This is a genomic window from Clostridioides sp. ES-S-0010-02 (genome assembly GCA_020641055.1).
Classification (GTDB): Bacteria; Bacillota; Clostridia; order Peptostreptococcales; family Peptostreptococcaceae; genus Clostridioides.
In genome coordinates this window covers 22,501-37,527 of the sequence record CP067345.1, presented here as the reverse complement: position 1 = coordinate 37,527, position 15,027 = coordinate 22,501, and the positions used below count along the sequence as shown (strand labels likewise).

The following is a 15,027-nucleotide window of genomic DNA, read 5'->3' as shown; positions in this document are numbered from 1 at the left end:
GAACAATCTGACGTAGGATTGATATATGATATGAAGTTTTAAACACTAAAAACTATGTGTAGGAGGTGCGATCATGGCAAGAATAGCTGGGGTAGATTTACCTAGAGAAAAAAGAGCGGAGATAGGCTTAACTTATATATATGGTATAGGTAAAGCAACTGCTAACGAAATATTAGCTAAAGCTGAGATAAATCCAGATACAAGAATAAAAGATTTATCAGAAGATCAAGTTAATGAGTTAAGAAAAGTTATAGATGACGATTTCTTAGTTGAAGGTGACTTAAGAAGAGAAATTGCTTTAAACATAAAGAGATTAAGAGATATAAAATGTTATAGAGGAATTAGACATGGTAAAGGTCTTCCATTAAGAGGACAAAGAACTAAAACTAATGCTAGAACTAGAAAAGGTCCTAGAAAAACAGTATCTCGTAAAAAGAAAAAATAATTAAATAATAATTAGATGAAGGAGGGAAAAGGAAAATGGCTAAACCAAAAAAGAAAGTTACACGTGTTAGAAGAAGAGAACGTAAAAATATAGAACGTGGTCATGCTCATATACAGTCAACTTTCAACAATACAATAATAACTTTAACTGACGTTCATGGAAATGCTATATCTTGGGCAAGTTCAGGACAATTAGGATTCAAAGGGTCAAGAAAATCAACTCCATTTGCATCTCAAATGGCTGCTGAAACAGCTGCAAAAGCTGCGATGGAACACGGATTAAAAAGTGTTGAGGTATTCGTAAAGGGGCCAGGTTCAGGAAGAGAAGCTGCTATAAGAGCTTTACAAGCAACTGGACTAGAAGTAACTATGATAAAAGATGTTACTCCAATCCCACATAACGGATGTAGACCACCAAAGAGAAGAAGAGTGTAATTAATAAGAGTACAAATAGGAGGTGTAGATAAATGGCAAGATATACAGGTGCATCATGTAGACAATGCCGTAGAGAGGGAATGAAATTATTCCTTAAAGGTGATAGATGTTATACAGATAAATGTGCTATAGTTAAAAGAAACTATGCTCCAGGTCAACATGGCCAAGGGAGAAAGAAAGTTTCTAACTATGGATTACAATTAAGAGAAAAACAAAAAGTTAAAAGAATATATGGAGTTTTAGAAACTCAATTTAGAAACTTATACGAACGTGCTGAAAACATGCCTGGAAAATCAGGTGAGAATTTATTAAGTTTATTAGAGAGAAGATTAGACAATGTAGTTTACAGAATGGGACTAGCATCTTCTAGAAAAGAAGCTAGACAATTAGTAACTCATGGTCATTTCACTTTAAATGGAAATAAAGTAGATATAGCTTCATTAACAGTTAAAGTTGGAGATGTGATAGAAGTTAAAGAAAAATCAAGATCTTCTGCAAAATTCAAAAATTTAGTAGAAGTTAACTCAAGAATAGCTCCTAAATGGTTAGAAGCTAATGTAGAAGGAATGACAGCAAAAGTAGTTGGTGTTCCAACAAGAGAAGATATAGATCTTGAAATAGCAGAGCACTTAATCATAGAACTTTACTCTAAATAATAAGCACACTTTTAAAAATTATTTTAAAATTTTGTTTACCCTCAGTGGATTACTGAATTTTAAGGAGGGTTTTGTCCATGATAGAAATAGAAAAGCCAAAAGTAGATATAGTTGAGCTTAGCGAAGACTATAGATATGGTAAGTTTGTTATAGAACCTCTAGAAAGAGGATATGGAATAACTATAGGTAACGCACTAAGAAGAATATTATTATCATCTTTACCAGGTGTAGCAGTAAATGCTATAAAAATAGATGGAGTTCTTCATGAATTCTCTACAATACCTGGTGTTAAAGAAGATGTTACAGAGATAATATTAACTTTAAAAGAGCTTTCAGCAACTATAGATGGTGAAGGAAGTAGAACACTTAAAATAGAGGCTCAAGGACCATGCTCTATCACAGGTTCAGATATAATCTGTCCTCCAGATGTTGAAATATTAAGCAAAGACTTAGCAATAGCTACATTAGATGATAATGCCAAGTTTAATATGGAAATATTTGTAGATAAAGGTAGAGGTTATGTTTCTGCTGAAGAAAATAAAACAGAGAATGTTCCAATAGGTGTTTTACCTGTGGATTCAATATATACTCCTGTTGAGAAAGTTAGTTATCATGTAGAAAACACAAGAGTTGGTCAAAAAACAGATTATGATAAATTAGTACTAGAAGTTTGGACTAATGGTAGTATAAACCCTCAAGAAGGTATATCATTAGCTGCAAAAGTATTAGTTGAGCATTTAAATCTATTTATAGACTTAACTGAACATGTAAGTAGTGTTGAAATCATGGTAGAAAAAGAAGAAGATCAAAAAGAAAAAGTTCTTGAAATGACTATAGAAGAATTAGATTTATCAGTTAGATCATACAACTGTTTAAAGAGAGCGGGAATTAATACAGTTGAAGAATTAGCTAATAAGTCTGAAGACGATATGATGAAGGTTAGAAACCTAGGTAAAAAGTCATTAGAAGAAGTAATACAAAAACTAGAGGAACTTGGGCTAGGATTAAAACCAAGTGAAGAATAGCGAGCAAAGGAGGGATAAGAATGGCTAAGTACCGTAAATTAGGACGTGAAACAGCTCACAGAAACCTTATGTTAAGAAACTTAGTAACTTGTTTACTAAGAAGTGGAAGAATAGAAACTACAGTAACTAGAGCTAAAGAAACTCGTAGAATGGCTGAAAAGATGATAACTCTTGCTAAAAGAGGAGATCTTCATGCTAGAAGACAAGTTTTAGCTTATGTTATGGATGAAACAGTAGTTAATAACTTATTCACAGATTTAGCTCCAAAATATGCTGAGAGAAATGGTGGATACACTAGAATAATAAAAATAGGGCCAAGAAAAGGCGATGCTGCTGAAATGGCTTTTATAGAATTAGTATAGTAAGGAAAGGATTAGGCTTGATGGCTTAATCTTTTTTTTATTTTTTTGACTAAGGTGTGATATAATAATGTGTAAAATGATTTTTATAAGTTATTGCTTACTAAAAGGAGTATGAATTAATGGATAATATAATAAAAGTAAACAATATTTCATTTGAGTATATTACAGATGAAGCAAAACTTAAAGCAATAGATAATTTAAGCTTAGATGTTAAAAAGGGAGAATTTGTTGCGATAATAGGACATAATGGTTCTGGCAAGTCTACTTTATCTAAAAACTTAAATGCTATTCTTATGCCTACAGAAGGAAATATTCTCATTGATGGAATGGACACCAAAGAAGAAGAAAGATTATGGGATATAAGGCAAACAGCAGGTATGGTATTTCAAAACCCAGATAATCAAATTGTTGCCACAATAGTAGAAGAAGATGTAGCTTTTGGTCCTGAAAACTTAGGTATAGAGCCAAAAGAGATAAGACGAATTGTAGAAGAGTCTTTAAAAAGTGTAGGTATGTATGATTTGAGAGGTAGACAACCACATTTGTTATCAGGTGGCCAAAAACAGAGGGTTGCAATAGCAGGCATAATTGCCATGAGACCCAAGTGTATAATATTTGATGAAGCAACAGCGATGTTAGACCCATCTGGAAGAAAAGAAGTTATGAAAACAATAAAAAGGCTTAATAAAGAAGAAAATATAACTGTTTTACATATAACTCACTTTATGGAAGAAGCTGTGGAAGCTGATAGAGTTGTCGTTATGGAGAAAGGTAAGAAACTTTTAGAAGGGACTCCTAAAGAAGTATTTAGTAAAATAGAGATGTTAAAGGAAATCGGTTTAGATGTGCCTTGTATGACAGAGTTGTCTAGTTTATTAATAGAAGAAGGTATAAATATTAGTAGTGATATATTAACTGTGGATGAGATGGTGATGGAATTATGTCAATTATAGTAAAGAACTTAACACATATATATAATGAAGGGATGCCTTTTGCAAGTAAAGCACTTGATGATGTATCTTTTGAGATTAAAGATAGAGATTTTGTTGGACTTATAGGTCATACAGGTTCAGGAAAGTCTACACTGATACAACATCTAAATGGATTATTAAAACCTTCCTCAGGAGAGATTTTTATAAATGATTTTAACATAACAGATAAGAATTTAAACTTAACTGAGATAAGAAAAAGAGTAGGTGTTGTATTTCAATATCCAGAATATCAATTATTTGAAGAAACAATTGATAAGGATATAGCTTTTGGACCCGCTAATTTAGGTTTAGAAGAGGCTGAGATACATAATAGGGTAAAAGCATCGATGGAAGCTGTAGGACTTGACTATGAGGAATTTAAAGATAAATCTCCATTTGAATTATCAGGAGGTCAAAAGCGTAGAGTTGCAATAGCTGGAGTTATAGCAATGAACCCAGAAGTACTTATATTAGATGAACCAACTGCAGGTCTTGATCCTGGTGGAAGAGATGAAATTTTTAATTTAATAAAAAACTTACATGAAAAAAACAATATGACTATAATATTGTCATCACATAGTATGGATGATATGGCAAAGTTGGCACAAACGTTAATTGTTATGAATCATGGTAAAATAGAATTTATGGGTACTCCTAGAGATGTATTTAAATCAAATGCTATTAAATTAAAAGAAATTGGTTTAGATATTCCACAGGTTTTAGAACTTGCATTGAAATTAAGAGAACAAGGTTTTGACATTAGTGAAGATATATTGACTTTAGAAGAAGCAAAACAGGAAATATTAAGAGTTGTGAGAGGGCGAGGATTATGTTAAAAGATATAACTATAGGGCAATACTACCCAACAAGTTCTGCTATTCATAAATTAGATCCAAGGATAAAACTTGTAGCAACAATTGTATTTATGGTATCTATATTTGTAGTAAATAAATTTTGGCCTTATATGATAGTTTTATTATGTTTATTAGGTATGATAAAGTTAGCTAATATACCTGTTAAGTATATTGTTAAGGGTGTAAAACCTCTTAAGTGGATTATTTTATTTACATTTATTATAAATATATTTTTCTTACCAGGTGATGAGATATGGTCATTTGGATTTTTAACAATAACAAGTCAAGGCTTGAGACAAGCAATTTTTATGGCAATAAGACTTATATTTTTAGTAATTGGGACATCATTACTTACTTTAACAACTTCACCAATAGAATTGACAGATGGTATAGAGCGATTATTGAATCCCTTTAAGAAAATTGGTTTACCAGTTCATGAGCTTGCAATGATGATGACAATTGCTTTGCGCTTTATTCCTACATTATTAGACGAAACAGATAAAATAATGAAGGCTCAAATGTCTAGAGGTGCAGACTTTGAAAGTAAAAATCTTATAAATAGAGCTAAAAATCTAGTACCTCTTTTAGTTCCACTATTTGTTAGTGCATTTAGAAGAGCTGATGAATTGGCTATGGCCATGGAAGCTAGATGTTATAGAGGTGGACACAATAGAACAAAAATGAGGGAGTCTGTTATAGTAAAAGCAGATTATATAGCATGTGTGTTTCAAGTTATTTATTTAGGATTAATCATAGCTACTAGATTTATAGCGATTTAATAGAAGCATATAGGTGAGGTAAAATATGAGAAATATAAAGATTACAATCCAATATGATGGTAGAAATTATTGTGGATGGCAGAAGCAACCAGATTCTCTAGGGATACAAGGTACAATTGAAAAGGCTATATATGAGATAATGAATGAAGAAGTTAAACTTATAGGCTCAGGTAGAACTGATTCAGGGGTTCATGCTCTTGCACAAACTGCAAATTTTAAAATTAGTTCAAGTATAAGTATAGAAAGTGTACCAATGGCACTAAATGCTAAATTACCAAAAGACATATCAGTTATAGAAGCATGTGAAGTTAATGATGACTTTCATTCAAGATATAGTGCAAAAGGAAAAACATATAAATATTTAATATATAACAGTAAGTTTAGACACCCAATACTTAACAGCATATCATATCAAGTAAAGTATGAACTTGATTTTGAAAAAATGTGTATAGAATCAAAAAGTCTATTGGGTACACATGATTTTAAAGGTTTTATGAGTTCTGGTTCATCTGTAAAAGATACAATACGAACAATATATGATATAAATATAAAAAAAACAGATGATTTGATTACTTTAGAAATTAGTGGAGATGGGTTCTTATATAATATGGTGAGAATTATTGTTGGAACACTTGTTGATATAGGACGTGGTAGAATTAATGAATCATTTTTAGATATAATAGAATCTAAAAACAGATCAAGATGTGGACATACAGCTCCAGCACAAGGATTATTTCTTAAAAAAGTTCATTATTAACTTGACACACCAGGCTACATGTATTAAAATATATGAGAATGTGTTAATAAGTCCACTTGCCCCGGACTTGACATAAACGGTAAAAAATTTTTATGAAAAGTAGTTAAGGAGGGACAGTTATGAAAAGTTATATAGCTAAGCCAGCTGATGTACAAAGAAAATGGTACTTAGTTGATGCTGAAGGAAAAACATTAGGTCGTATAGCAACAGAAATTGCGACAGTATTGAGAGGTAAACATAAACCAACATTTACTCCTCACGTTGATGGTGGAGATTTTGTTGTTGTAGTAAATGCAGAAAAAGTAGTTTTAAGTGGAAAAAAATTAGATCAAAAATATTACAGATACCACACTGGTTATGTAGGTGGATTAAAAGAAATATCTTATAGAGATATGATGGATAAAAAACCAGAAGAAGTTATAGCACATGCTGTAAATGGTATGTTACCTAAAAACAAATTAAGAAGTAGAATGATGACTAGATTAAGAGTATTTGCAGGTGCTGAACACACTCATGCAGCTCAAAATCCAGAAGTTTTAAACTTTAAATAAGATTAATAGGTGAAAGGAGGAGTTTATAATGGCTAACGTTCAATATTATGGAACTGGAAGAAGAAAAAGTTCTGTTGCTAGAGTAAGACTAGTTGCAGGTGAAGGAAATATATTAGTAAATGGAAGAGCATTAGAAAATTATTTTAACTATGAAACATTAATAAGAGATGTTAAACAACCATTAGTTTTAACTGGTAATGAAAATAAATATGATGTTATAGTAAAAGTTGAAGGTGGAGGATTCACTGGACAAGCTGGAGCTATAAGACATGGTATATCTAGAGCTTTATTAAAAGCTGATTTAGATTTAAGACCTGCCTTAAAGAAAGAAGGTTTCTTAACTAGAGATGCTAGAATGAAGGAAAGAAAGAAATACGGATTAAAAGCAGCAAGAAGAGCTCCACAATTCTCAAAAAGATAATTATTTATTTTTTTGGAAAAGCAAAATCCTTTATTTTCTGTTATCCAGAAAATATGGAAGTATGTTGAAATGTTGGGTTTAAGTTAATGATTGATATACAATAAAATAATAAGATATCTTATTAGGATGTTTTTCTATTGAAAAACATCCTTTTTATTGTAATAAAAGATTATATGTTAAAGTTATTGAGATTATAGTTCTATTGAGAAATGGATAAAGAAATTTACAGTAAATATAATTAAAAATTTTACATTTTATAAGTAATAGAATTTAGGTTATTAAATAATATAATTCATAATGTAAATTGTCATAATTTATTATACCTGTTATACGATACTAATTAAAAATGGGAATTTAGAGTATATGTGAATATAGCATACTTATGTAATCATATATTAATATTAAAAAATAGAGATAGATAAATACTAAAGTGAAATTTAAATGTTTGTACTAATATTTGGAATATTATAGTGTTTTTATAAGTATACATATACAGGGTGATGTTGTGAGAAAGTACATAAAACATATAATTTTTAGTTTTGTTATGGTATGTCTAGTAATAGTATCAATATTTGAAGTGAAAAATATTTCTGAAGATGTTATTAAATATATGCCAATAACAAATAAAACAATAATTCTAGATGCTGGTCATGGAGGTATTGACCCAGGCGCATTAAACAAGGATAAGAGCACATCTGAGAAAGATATCAACTTAGCAATAACACTTAAGCTTAGAGAGCTTATAGAATCAAGTGGAGGTCTTGTAATATTAACTAGAGAAGATGACAGTAGCCTCTATAAAGAAGAAAATAATAAAACAACAAGACAAAAATATAATGAGAACTTGAAAAATAGAAAAGAAATAATCTCTAATTCCAATGCTAATATGTTTGTATCCATACATCTAAATGCATTCGAACAATCTAAATACTATGGAGCTCAGACATTTTATCCTAAAGATAAGCAAGATAGCAAGGAATTATCAAAGTGTATTCAAGAAGAACTTAAAAGAGTAGTAGATAAAACAAATAACAGAGAAGTTAAGCCACGAGATGACATATACCTTTTGAAAGAAAATAATATTCCATCAGTATTAATAGAATGTGGTTTTCTATCAAATGAAAAAGAATGTAAACTTTTGACAGATGAAACATATCAAGAAAAGATAGCATGGGCAATATACATAGGTATACAGAAATATCTAAGTTGAAATAATTATAAAAATAAGTCTAAATATGTAAATAGCTTGTATTGAGGTGTTTAAAAATGCACTAATATAAGCTATTTTTGTTTTGACAAAAAAATAATTAAAATAAAAGTTAAAAAAGCGTTGACTTGGAATAACATAGATGGTATTATATATGAGTGCCCAAAAGGAGCACAAAAATAAGACAAAAGAACTTTGAAAATTAAACAGTAGGTTAATTTATAAACAAGAAACAAACCATAAAGCCAGATATTTAGATAACAATAGTATCTGAGCCTGATAAACTTTTATTTGAGAGTTTGATCCTGGCTCAGGATGAACGCTGGCGGCGTGCCTAACACATGCAAGTTGAGCGATTTACTTCGGTAAAGAGCGGCGGACGGGTGAGTAACGCGTGGGTAACCTACCCTGTACACACGGATAACATACCGAAAGGTATGCTAATACGGGATAACATATTTGAGAGGCATCTCTTGAATATCAAAGGTGAGCCAGTACAGGATGGACCCGCGTCTGATTAGCTAGTTGGTAAGGTAACGGCTTACCAAGGCGACGATCAGTAGCCGACCTGAGAGGGTGATCGGCCACATTGGAACTGAGACACGGTCCAAACTCCTACGGGAGGCAGCAGTGGGGAATATTGCACAATGGGCGAAAGCCTGATGCAGCAACGCCGCGTGAGTGATGAAGGCCTTCGGGTCGTAAAACTCTGTCCTCAAGGAAGATAATGACGGTACTTGAGGAGGAAGCCCCGGCTAACTACGTGCCAGCAGCCGCGGTAATACGTAGGGGCTAGCGTTATCCGGATTTACTGGGCGTAAAGGGTGCGTAGGCGGTCTTTCAAGTCAGGAGTGAAAGGCTACGGCTCAACCGTAGTAAGCTCTTGAAACTGGGAGACTTGAGTGCAGGAGAGGAGAGTGGAATTCCTAGTGTAGCGGTGAAATGCGTAGATATTAGGAGGAACACCAGTTGCGAAGGCGGCTCTCTGGACTGTAACTGACGCTGAGGCACGAAAGCGTGGGGAGCAAACAGGATTAGATACCCTGGTAGTCCACGCTGTAAACGATGAGTACTAGGTGTCGGGGGTTACCCCTCGGTGCCGCAGCTAACGCATTAAGTACTCCGCCTGGGAAGTACGCTCGCAAGAGTGAAACTCAAAGGAATTGACGGGGACCCGCACAAGTAGCGGAGCATGTGGTTTAATTCGAAGCAACGCGAAGAACCTTACCTAAGCTTGACATCCCAATGACATCTCCTTAATCGGAGAGTTCCCTTCGGGGACATTGGTGACAGGTGGTGCATGGTTGTCGTCAGCTCGTGTCGTGAGATGTTGGGTTAAGTCCCGCAACGAGCGCAACCCTTGTCTTTAGTTGCCATCATTAAGTTGGGCACTCTAGAGAGACTGCCAGGGATAACCTGGAGGAAGGTGGGGATGACGTCAAATCATCATGCCCCTTATGCTTAGGGCTACACACGTGCTACAATGGGTAGTACAGAGGGTTGCCAAGCCGTAAGGTGGAGCTAATCCCTTAAAGCTACTCTCAGTTCGGATTGTAGGCTGAAACTCGCCTACATGAAGCTGGAGTTACTAGTAATCGCAGATCAGAATGCTGCGGTGAATGCGTTCCCGGGTCTTGTACACACCGCCCGTCACACCACGGGAGTTGGAGACGCCCGAAGCCGATTATCTAACCTTTTGGAAGAAGTCGTCGAAGGTGGAATCAATAACTGGGGTGAAGTCGTAACAAGGTAGCCGTATCGGAAGGTGCGGCTGGATCACCTCCTTTCTAAGGAGAATTGCCTACTGTTTAATTTTGAAAGTTCTTTATGAACTTCATATTTGGGGGTGTAGCTCAGTTGGGAGAGCACTTGCCTTGCAAGCAAGGGGTCAGGAGTTCGACTCTCCTCATCTCCACCATTAAGAGTATATTACTTAAATCTTTGATTTATCTAGTAGCCTCTTACATGCACTTTTAGCTTATCTTTAGACAAGCTATGTGCGTTAGCACTTTAAGCAACAGAATAAACTGAACACATGTGAAGTTTGTTTGTTGGCGACGTGCGTTAGCACTTTGAAAACTGCATATATATATTTAGTGATATGACATCTAATTTGTAATATATAAAGCTGATAACTTTTAAAAATTATCGAAGTTGATAGCTTCTAATCTATCAAACCTTTTAACTGGTCAAGTTATTAAGGGTGCAGGGCGGATGCCTTGGCACTAGGAGCCGATGAAGGACGTGATAAGCTGCGATAAGCTTCGGGGAGTTGCACGTAAACTTTGATCCGAAGATTTCCGAATGAGGAAACTCACTTAGAGTAATGTCTAAGTATCATTAAGTGAATACATAGCTTAATGAGGGGAACTCAGGGAACTGAAACATCTAAGTACCTGAAGGAAGAGAAAGAAATTCGATTCCGTAAGTAGCGGCGAGCGAACGCGGAATAGCCCAAACCAATAAAGTTTTCTTTATTGGGGTTGCGGACATATCTTAAACGAAGAGGTATCGTAATTGAAGAGGTTTGGAAAGACCCACCACAGAAGGTAATAGTCCTGTATGTCAAACGAGAAAACTTCAGATATGATCCAGAGTACCACGGGACACGTGAAACCCTGTGGGAAGCAGGAGGGACCACCCTCCAAGGCTAAATACTACCTAGTGACCGATAGCGTATAGTACCGTGAGGGAAAGGTGAAAAGAACCCCGGGAGGGGAGTGAAATAGAACCTGAAACCCTGCACTTACAAGCTGTGGAAGCACATTTCTTGTGTGACCGCGTACTTTTGTAGAACGGGCCAACGAGTTACGTTAAGTAGCAAGGTTAAGCACTTAAGGTGTGGAGCCGTAGCGAAAGCGAGTTTTAACTGAGCGTTCAGTTACTTGACGTAGACCCGAAACCGGGCGACCTACCCATGAGCAGGATGAAGCGAAAGTAAAATTTCGTGGAGGTCCGAACCCACGAGCGTTGAAAAGCTCGGGGATGACTTGTGGGTAGCGGTGAAATTCCAATCGAGCCCGGAGATAGCTGGTTCTCCCCGAAATAGCTTTAGGGCTAGCCTCAAGGTGAGAGATACGGAGGTAGAGCACTGAATGTCCTAGGGGTATTGCACCTACCGAAGACTATCAAACTCCGAATGCCGTCATCTTATACTTGGGAGTCAGACTGTGGGTGATAAGATTCATAGTCGAAAGGGCAACAGCCCAGATCGTCAGCTAAGGTCCCTAAATGTAAGTTAAGTGGTAAAGGATGTGGGATTGCACAGACAACCAGGATGTTGGCTTAGAAGCAGCCACTCATTCAAAGAGTGCGTAATAGCTCACTGGTCGAGTGATCCTGCGCCGAAGATTTCCGGGGCTAAAACTTACTACCGAAGCTACGGCATCAGTAATGATGGGTAGGGAGCTTCCCATACGGGTTGAAGCATGACCGTAAGGACATGTGGACAGTATGGGAGTGAGAATGTTGGCATGAGTAGCGAGATGTGGGTGAGAATCCCACAGGCCGTAAACCCAAGGTTTCCAGGGAAGGTTCGTCCGCCCTGGGTTAGTCGGGACCTAAGCTGAGGCCGAAAGGCGTAGGTGATGGACAACAGGTTGATATTCCTGTACTACCGATAACCGTTTGAGAGATGGGATGACACAGTAGGATAAGCTAAGCACACTGTTGGTTATGTGTGTCCAAGCATTGAGGCAGTCAGAGTAGGTAAATCCGCTTTGATAATGCTGGGATGTGATGGGGAGCGAAATTTAGTAGCGAAGTAGCTGATTTCACACTGTCAAGAAAAGTCTCTATCGAGGTTAAAGGTACCCGTACCGCAAACCGACACAGGTGGGTGAGGAGAGTATCCTAAGGCCCGCGAGAGAACTGTTGTTAAGGAACTCGGCAAAATGACCCCGTAACTTAGGGATAAGGGGTGCCACCATACGGTGGCCGCAGAGAATAGGCCCAAGCGACTGTTTACCAAAAACATAGGTTTCTGCTAAGTCGCAAGACGATGTATAGGAGCTGACGCCTGCCCGGTGCTGGAAGGTTAAGGGGATCTGTTAGAGCAATCGAAGCAGTGAACTTAAGCCCCAGTAAACGGCGGCCGTAACTATAACGGTCCTAAGGTAGCGAAATTCCTTGTCGGGTAAGTTCCGACCCGCACGAAAGGCGTAACGATTTGGGCACTGTCTCAACAACAGACTCGGTGAAATTGTAATTCCGGTGAAGATGCCGGATACCTGCGACAGGACGGAAAGACCCCATGGAGCTTTACTGTAGCTTGACATTGGGTCTTGGTACTACATGTACAGGATAGGTGGGAGGCTTTGAAACCAGGACGCCAGTTTTGGCGGAGCCATCCTTGGGATACCACCCTTGTAGTACTGGGACTCTAACCATAGGCCATGAATCTGGTCTTGGGACACTGTCAGGTGGGCAGTTTGACTGGGGCGGTCGCCTCCCAAAAGGTAACGGAGGCGCTCAAAGGTTCTCTCAGTACGGTCGGAAATCGTACGTAGAGTGTAAAGGCAAAAGAGAGCTTGATTGCAAGACATACAGGTCGAGCAAGGATGAAAATCGGACTTAGTGATCCGGTGGTTCTGCGTGGAAGGGCCATCGCTCAACGGATAAAAGCTACCCTGGGGATAACAGGCTTATCTCCCCAAGAGTCCACATCGACGGGGAGGTTTGGCACCTCGATGTCGGCTCATCACATCCTGGGGCTGTAGTAGGTCCCAAGGGTTGGGCTGTTCGCCCATTAAAGTGGTACGCGAGCTGGGTTCAGAACGTCGTGAGACAGTTCGGTCCCTATCCGTCGCAGGCGTAGGAAATTTGAGGAGACCTGTCCTTAGTACGAGAGGACCGGGATGGACGTACCTCTGGTGTACCAGTTGTTCTGCCAAGGGCATGGCTGGGTAGCTATGTACGGAATGGATAAGCGCTGAAAGCATCTAAGCGCGAAGCCAACTTCAAGATAAGATTTCCCACCGCAAGGGTAAGACCCCAGAAAGACTATCTGGTTGATAGGTCGAAGGTGTAAGTGCAGCAATGTATTTAGCTTATCGATACTAATAGGTCGAGGACTTGACCAATATTATTTGATGTTCATTGACTAAAATATATATGTAGTTTTTAGAGTGTTAACTCTGAAAAAAAGTATGAAAAAAGTATTGACAAAAATAACAAAAAATGTTAATATTATACTTGTCCTAGCAACAAAAAAGAAATGTGGTTATAATAGCAGAGAAGATACACCTGTTCCCATTCCGAACACAGAAGTTAAGTTCTCTAGCGCTGATGGTACTTGGTGGGAAACTGCCTGGGAGAGTAGGACATAGCCACGTTAGATGTTCCAAGGTAGCTCAACGGTGGAGCAACCGGCTGTTAACCGGTAGGCTGTGGGTTCGAGCCCCACCCTTGGAGCCAATAAATGGCTCGTTGGTCAAGAGGTTAAGACACCGCCCTTTCACGGCGGTAACAGGGGTTCAATTCCCCTACGAGTCACCATTTGTGGGATCATAGCTCAGCTGGGAGAGCACCTGCCTTACAAGCAGGGGGTCGCAGGTTCGAGCCCTGCTGGTCCCACCATTTGCGGCCTGGTAGTTCAGTTGGTTAGAATGCCAGCCTGTCACGCTGGAGGTCGAGGGTTCGAACCCCTTCCAGGTCGCCAAAATAAAATATGAAAAATGCTGGTGTGGCTCAACGGTAGAGCAGCTGACTTGTAATCAGCAGGTTGTAGGTTCGATTCCTATCACCAGCTCCATGTAAAATTAATACGGAGGATTTCCCGAGCGGCCAAAGGGGGCAGACTGTAAATCTGTTGTCATCGACTTCGGTGGTTCGAATCCACCATCCTCCACCAATTAAATTAAATATGCGGGTGTAGCTCAATGGTAGAGTTCTGGCCTTCCAAGCCAGCTGTGAGGGTTCGATCCCCTTCACCCGCTCCAAAAAGCGTGGGTGCATAGCTCAGCTGGATAGAGCAACGCCCTTCTAAGGCGTGTGTCCGGGGTTCGAATCCCTGTGCGCTCACCACATATATATTGGGGATTAGCCAAGTCGGTAAGGCACATGACTTTGACTCATGTATGCGTAGGTTCGAGTCCTGCATCCCCAGCCAAATAAAAACATGGTCTATTAGCTCAGTCGGTAGAGCACCTGACTTTTAATCAGGGTGTCCCGCGTTCGAGTCGCGGATAGATCACCAATGGAGAGGTGTCCGAGTGGTTTAAGGAGCTGGTCTTGAAAACCAGTGACTTCGAAAGGGGCCGTGGGTTCGAATCCCACCCTCTCCGCCAAACTAAATAATAGGACTAAATTTGGAGAAGTACTCAAGTGGCTCAAGAGGATCCCCTGCTAAGGGATTAGGCTGGGTAACCGGTGCGAGGGTTCGAATCCCTCCTTCTCCGCCATTTAAAAAAACGAGGTGTAGCGCAGTTTGGTAGCGCACATGGTTTGGGACCATGGGGCCGGGGGTTCGAGTCCCTTCACCTCGACCAACCAGGACCTTTAGCTCAGTTGGTTAGAGCGCCCGGCTCATAACCGGTAGGTCTGGGGTTCGAGTCCCTGAAGGTCC

General features: G+C 38.3%; 12 protein-coding genes, 15 tRNA genes and 3 rRNA genes (1 of these 30 only partly in view). All 30 read left to right on the top strand.

The annotated features are described in order from the left end of the window. Positions 1-73 precede the first annotated feature (73 nt). Positions 74-445 carry a 30S ribosomal protein S13 gene (gene rpsM / locus JJC01_00305; GenBank protein ID UDN58400.1) on the top strand — a complete coding sequence of 124 codons (372 nt, stop codon included), beginning with the start codon at positions 74-76 and terminating at the stop codon, positions 443-445. Positions 446-480: 35 nt separating this feature from the next. Next, positions 481-879 (top strand): 30S ribosomal protein S11, encoded by a 399-nt coding sequence (rpsK, locus tag JJC01_00300; protein ID UDN58399.1) that lies wholly within the window; start codon positions 481-483, stop codon positions 877-879. A gap of 32 nt (positions 880-911) precedes the next feature. Beyond that, entirely contained in the window at positions 912-1,535 is a 624-nt protein-coding gene (gene rpsD / locus JJC01_00295; GenBank protein ID UDN58398.1) for a 30S ribosomal protein S4, read from the top strand. A gap of 77 nt (positions 1,536-1,612) precedes the next feature. After that, positions 1,613-2,560: a DNA-directed RNA polymerase subunit alpha gene (locus tag JJC01_00290; GenBank protein ID UDN58397.1), complete on the top strand. Its 948-nt coding sequence runs from the start codon at positions 1,613-1,615 to the stop codon at positions 2,558-2,560. Between the two features lie 20 nt (positions 2,561-2,580). Continuing rightward, entirely contained in the window at positions 2,581-2,922 is a 342-nt protein-coding gene (gene rplQ, locus JJC01_00285) for a 50S ribosomal protein L17 (GenBank protein UDN58396.1), read from the top strand. 119 nt (positions 2,923-3,041) lie between these two features. Beyond that, the gene (locus JJC01_00280) at positions 3,042-3,875 is read left to right on the top strand and encodes an energy-coupling factor transporter ATPase (protein UDN58395.1); all 834 of its coding nucleotides are present in this window, start codon (positions 3,042-3,044) and stop codon (positions 3,873-3,875) included. Next, positions 3,863-4,729: an energy-coupling factor transporter ATPase gene (locus JJC01_00275; protein ID UDN58394.1), complete on the top strand. Its 867-nt coding sequence runs from the start codon at positions 3,863-3,865 to the stop codon at positions 4,727-4,729. Before JJC01_00280 ends, JJC01_00275 begins: the two co-directional genes overlap by 13 nt. After that, entirely contained in the window at positions 4,723-5,526 is an 804-nt protein-coding gene (locus JJC01_00270; GenBank protein UDN58393.1) for an energy-coupling factor transporter transmembrane protein EcfT, read from the top strand. Before JJC01_00275 ends, JJC01_00270 begins: the two co-directional genes overlap by 7 nt. 25 nt (positions 5,527-5,551) lie before the next feature. After that, positions 5,552-6,283, top strand: a complete 732-nt coding sequence (truA, locus tag JJC01_00265; GenBank protein ID UDN58392.1) for a tRNA pseudouridine(38-40) synthase TruA — start codon at positions 5,552-5,554, stop codon at positions 6,281-6,283. A gap of 119 nt (positions 6,284-6,402) precedes the next feature. Then, positions 6,403-6,834: a 50S ribosomal protein L13 gene (gene rplM / locus JJC01_00260; GenBank protein UDN58391.1), complete on the top strand. Its 432-nt coding sequence runs from the start codon at positions 6,403-6,405 to the stop codon at positions 6,832-6,834. A 28-nt stretch (positions 6,835-6,862) separates the two neighbouring features. Further along, positions 6,863-7,255 carry a 30S ribosomal protein S9 gene (gene rpsI / locus JJC01_00255; GenBank protein ID UDN58390.1) on the top strand — a complete coding sequence of 131 codons (393 nt, stop codon included), beginning with the start codon at positions 6,863-6,865 and terminating at the stop codon, positions 7,253-7,255. Between the two features lie 505 nt (positions 7,256-7,760). After that, the gene (gene cwlD, locus JJC01_00250; GenBank protein UDN58389.1) at positions 7,761-8,465 is read left to right on the top strand and encodes an N-acetylmuramoyl-L-alanine amidase CwlD; all 705 of its coding nucleotides are present in this window, start codon (positions 7,761-7,763) and stop codon (positions 8,463-8,465) included. 284 nt (positions 8,466-8,749) lie between these two features. Further along, positions 8,750-10,249: ribosomal RNA gene (locus tag JJC01_00245) — 16S ribosomal RNA — on the top strand. 55 nt (positions 10,250-10,304) lie between these two features. After that, positions 10,305-10,380: transfer RNA gene (locus JJC01_00240), tRNA-Ala, on the top strand. A 269-nt stretch (positions 10,381-10,649) separates the two neighbouring features. Further along, positions 10,650-13,543 (top strand): 23S ribosomal RNA (locus tag JJC01_00235). A gap of 135 nt (positions 13,544-13,678) precedes the next feature. After that, positions 13,679-13,795, top strand: a 5S ribosomal RNA gene (gene rrf / locus JJC01_00230). Together the 16S, 23S and 5S rRNA genes with 15 tRNA genes alongside form the textbook arrangement of a ribosomal RNA operon. A gap of 7 nt (positions 13,796-13,802) precedes the next feature. Beyond that, positions 13,803-13,877: transfer RNA gene (locus JJC01_00225), tRNA-Asn, on the top strand. A 6-nt stretch (positions 13,878-13,883) separates the two neighbouring features. Then, positions 13,884-13,958 (top strand) — tRNA-Glu (locus JJC01_00220). Between the two features lie 5 nt (positions 13,959-13,963). Then, positions 13,964-14,039 (top strand) — tRNA-Val (locus tag JJC01_00215). A 5-nt stretch (positions 14,040-14,044) separates the two neighbouring features. Beyond that, positions 14,045-14,121: transfer RNA gene (locus JJC01_00210), tRNA-Asp, on the top strand. Positions 14,122-14,139: 18 nt separating this feature from the next. Continuing rightward, positions 14,140-14,214: transfer RNA gene (locus tag JJC01_00205), tRNA-Thr, on the top strand. 14 nt (positions 14,215-14,228) lie between these two features. Continuing rightward, a tRNA-Tyr gene (locus tag JJC01_00200) sits at positions 14,229-14,313 on the top strand. A 14-nt stretch (positions 14,314-14,327) separates the two neighbouring features. After that, positions 14,328-14,401: transfer RNA gene (locus JJC01_00195), tRNA-Gly, on the top strand. A gap of 8 nt (positions 14,402-14,409) precedes the next feature. Then, positions 14,410-14,486: transfer RNA gene (locus JJC01_00190), tRNA-Arg, on the top strand. A gap of 9 nt (positions 14,487-14,495) precedes the next feature. Then, positions 14,496-14,571: transfer RNA gene (locus JJC01_00185), tRNA-Gln, on the top strand. A gap of 11 nt (positions 14,572-14,582) precedes the next feature. Beyond that, a tRNA-Lys gene (locus tag JJC01_00180) sits at positions 14,583-14,658 on the top strand. A 2-nt stretch (positions 14,659-14,660) separates the two neighbouring features. Further along, positions 14,661-14,749: transfer RNA gene (locus JJC01_00175), tRNA-Ser, on the top strand. A gap of 23 nt (positions 14,750-14,772) precedes the next feature. Beyond that, positions 14,773-14,863: transfer RNA gene (locus JJC01_00170), tRNA-Ser, on the top strand. A gap of 10 nt (positions 14,864-14,873) precedes the next feature. Next, a tRNA-Pro gene (locus tag JJC01_00165) sits at positions 14,874-14,950 on the top strand. 4 nt (positions 14,951-14,954) lie between these two features. Then, a tRNA-Ile gene (locus tag JJC01_00160) sits at positions 14,955-15,027 on the top strand (it continues 1 nt past the right edge of the window).

Excerpts from the sequence above, each read along its gene's own strand:
- rpsM (UDN58400.1), top strand. The coding sequence starts at position 74 with ATGGCAAGAATAGCTGGGGTAGATTTACCTAGAGAAAAAAGAGCGGAG.
- rpsK (UDN58399.1), top strand. The coding sequence starts at position 481 with ATGGCTAAACCAAAAAAGAAAGTTACACGTGTTAGAAGAAGAGAACGT.
- rpsD (UDN58398.1), top strand. The coding sequence starts at position 912 with ATGGCAAGATATACAGGTGCATCATGTAGACAATGCCGTAGAGAGGGA.
- JJC01_00290 (UDN58397.1), top strand. The coding sequence starts at position 1,613 with ATGATAGAAATAGAAAAGCCAAAAGTAGATATAGTTGAGCTTAGCGAA.
- rplQ (UDN58396.1), top strand. The coding sequence starts at position 2,581 with ATGGCTAAGTACCGTAAATTAGGACGTGAAACAGCTCACAGAAACCTT.
- JJC01_00280 (UDN58395.1), top strand. The coding sequence starts at position 3,042 with ATGGATAATATAATAAAAGTAAACAATATTTCATTTGAGTATATTACA.
- JJC01_00275 (UDN58394.1), top strand. The coding sequence starts at position 3,863 with ATGTCAATTATAGTAAAGAACTTAACACATATATATAATGAAGGGATG.
- JJC01_00270 (UDN58393.1), top strand. The coding sequence starts at position 4,723 with ATGTTAAAAGATATAACTATAGGGCAATACTACCCAACAAGTTCTGCT.
- truA (UDN58392.1), top strand. The coding sequence starts at position 5,552 with ATGAGAAATATAAAGATTACAATCCAATATGATGGTAGAAATTATTGT.
- rplM (UDN58391.1), top strand. The coding sequence starts at position 6,403 with ATGAAAAGTTATATAGCTAAGCCAGCTGATGTACAAAGAAAATGGTAC.
- rpsI (UDN58390.1), top strand. The coding sequence starts at position 6,863 with ATGGCTAACGTTCAATATTATGGAACTGGAAGAAGAAAAAGTTCTGTT.